Below are 2,085 nucleotides of genomic sequence, written 5' to 3'. Positions count from 1 at the left end.
AGATGTGTTTTTCTGATCTCCCAGCAGCGGTTATAACCGCCGCCGAACGAAAGGTATCGAACGACACTCTCGGCTTCGGTCAGTGAGTATTGATCTCCGATAAGCTTTTTTCTGCCGTCCTGCTCACCGTAGATGCTGTAAAGTACGTTTCTCACTATTCCTTGGTGAGGGCATTTTTCAACTCTTTCATCGTCTAAGTCTTGGGTTACCACGGCGAAATCGCCATTGAAGTAGCACAGCTCGCACTGAAAATATTCATCTGGGAGGTGCTGCTGGGTTTCATGCAGAGCGCGGTAGCACGGTAGATTATCGCCTTCGTCAGTGATCTGCAGGTTTCGCTCGATGCGGAAACTCTCATAGCCGCGAATAAACGGATTGAGTTGAGTCATGGGGTATCTCCGGTTGCCGGGAAGCCCATGCCCTTGGAGGCTATGGACCTCCAGGTGAGTAAGGGGCGCCGAAGCGCCCAGGTGATGTCGAGTTGTTGTAGTTAACGCGATAGGTGTTCTTCTTTACGCCGAGCCTTCTGGTATCGCTCTACCAGGCCATAGTATTGAAGTACCGGTGATGTGCTCGAGTCGCAACCATGCTCACAGTCGGCCTGCGCCAAAGCTTCGATTGCATCTTGAATTACATAGAGCTCGATACTGAGTCCGGCATCGCCAAACTCATCAACCAAGCCTTTGCACAGAATGTACTCGAACCTGCTTTGTGCAGCATGTACTCCGATGTTGAGTAGAGCTGGGAGCCTTTCTGGGTATGTGTTCATGGTGAGTTCCAATTCGTAATTAAATCGGAGAGGTCACCTCCCAACAGGGGTGATGACCCCGTCTGGGTTGAATTAGAAGATGCACATGGGCAAAAGGGTGAAGCTTAATATTCCCGTTGCGTCCAAGTGCCGTTGTCTAATGCCTGTTGGGCAAGTTCGCGTGATGGGTAATATTCAACCGACTCGCGCGAGGCTGGCCCTTCTTCATCAAGGGCGCCGATATAAAAGCCGGCGTTAGACATAAGAACCTGCAGCGGCAGTTCGAGACGAAGATGGGCGAGTGCCCGCTTTCCGTATTGCATGGTGATTCTCCTTTCGGTAGGAAACACCAGTCCCAAGGGGACTGAGGTCCCCTAAATGGGAAATGTCTGGCGGTTAGGCCAAGGCAGATACCTGGGCATTGTTGCTGGCCAGGAGCAGCCAGGCGAAGTTGCAGAAATGACTGCTAAGCAGCAACTCGTCCTCGACGTCGGAGAGGCAAACTTCCTCTACTTCCGGCAGGGCGGGCAGATCTACGATTTGGATATTGCTCATGATGATCTCCAGATAATGGAGAACACCACGCCCTGGGGGAGATGGTGCCCCCCGGGTGGGTATGCGATGAAGAGTGGCGCATAGCGTAGGTAGTGAAAGGCCCTCGGGATGAGGGCCGGTATTCGATCAAGCCGTGCTCAAGCAGCAGCTGGTTCAGCGTGATCAGCGGGGGCTGCGGGCTCACCTTGAGGTTCGCCTTGGCCTTGCTGGGCTTTTTCAGCTTCTTCCTTCGCATCGTAGACGGTGGTGCCATCCACTTTGATCCAGGAGATGAAGAGCAGCCGGCCTTTGAGGCTTGCGTCGGGCTTACCTTGTTTCTCGCCTTTCTGGTGGATGAAGGGATCCGCCCAGATATCGCCGATACGGAAGGAAATCAGAACCTTCTTCTTGGCCTCGACTGCTTCCTTGCAACGGCGGACAAGCTTTTCAGCCTGGGCGCCGACCACTTTGCAGTCGATGTAGGAGTATTCCACGCTGTCTGCCGCGCCATGGAGGGCTGCGACGGTTACGGCGAGGAATGGTTCACCTCGGCGGATCGGTACCTCGCGGATGCGATTGAGGTAGCCGATACCGGTGGTGTGCAGGTCGAAATATTTGGCTTCTTGGGCTTGGGTGTTGTTGCTCATGATGGTTCTCCAGTTTCGTAAGCGAAAGCGGAGAAACACCTTGCCCGTCAGGGAAAAGTATTCCCCGCATGGGTCGGTATTGGGAGGTAAAGCAGAGGGAGAGGGCTTCCATCAACCTGTGGGCTGATTGATCGCGCTACCGGAAGCTGGTGCGAT

3 protein-coding genes and 1 pseudogene are annotated in these 2,085 nt (G+C 54.0%); all 4 read right to left on the bottom strand.

Features of this window, described 5'->3' with window-relative positions; translation table 11 throughout:
• Nucleotides 1-389 (bottom strand): annotated as a pseudogene (locus tag HMPREF2924_RS33825) (ABC transporter substrate-binding protein); the annotation flags it as partial.
• 484 nt (nucleotides 390-873) lie between these two features.
• Entirely contained in the window at nucleotides 874-1,071 is a 198-nt protein-coding gene (locus HMPREF2924_RS33815) for a hypothetical protein (protein ID WP_083325371.1), read from the bottom strand.
• A 73-nt stretch (nucleotides 1,072-1,144) separates the two neighbouring features.
• Nucleotides 1,145-1,303 (bottom strand): hypothetical protein, encoded by a 159-nt coding sequence (locus HMPREF2924_RS35775; protein ID WP_003134147.1) that lies wholly within the window; start codon nucleotides 1,301-1,303, stop codon nucleotides 1,145-1,147.
• Nucleotides 1,304-1,440: 137 nt separating this feature from the next.
• Nucleotides 1,441-1,929 carry an STY4534 family ICE replication protein gene (locus HMPREF2924_RS02935; RefSeq protein WP_023094856.1) on the bottom strand — a complete coding sequence of 163 codons (489 nt, stop codon included), beginning with the start codon at nucleotides 1,927-1,929 and terminating at the stop codon, nucleotides 1,441-1,443.
• Nucleotides 1,930-2,085: the final 156 nt, after the last annotated feature.

It is taken from the genome of Pseudomonas sp. HMSC063H08 (assembly GCF_001813645.1).
In the GTDB taxonomy this organism is placed as follows: Bacteria; Pseudomonadota; Gammaproteobacteria; order Pseudomonadales; family Pseudomonadaceae; genus Pseudomonas; species Pseudomonas aeruginosa.
This window is presented reverse-complemented; position numbering and strand designations above follow the sequence as displayed.

Coding starts and splice junctions, on each gene's coding strand:
- HMPREF2924_RS33815 (WP_083325371.1), bottom strand. CDS start 1,071: ATGCAATACGGAAAGCGGGCACTCGCCCATCTTCGTCTCGAACTGCCG.
- HMPREF2924_RS35775 (WP_003134147.1), bottom strand. CDS start 1,303: ATGAGCAATATCCAAATCGTAGATCTGCCCGCCCTGCCGGAAGTAGAG.
- HMPREF2924_RS02935 (WP_023094856.1), bottom strand. CDS start 1,929: ATGAGCAACAACACCCAAGCCCAAGAAGCCAAATATTTCGACCTGCAC.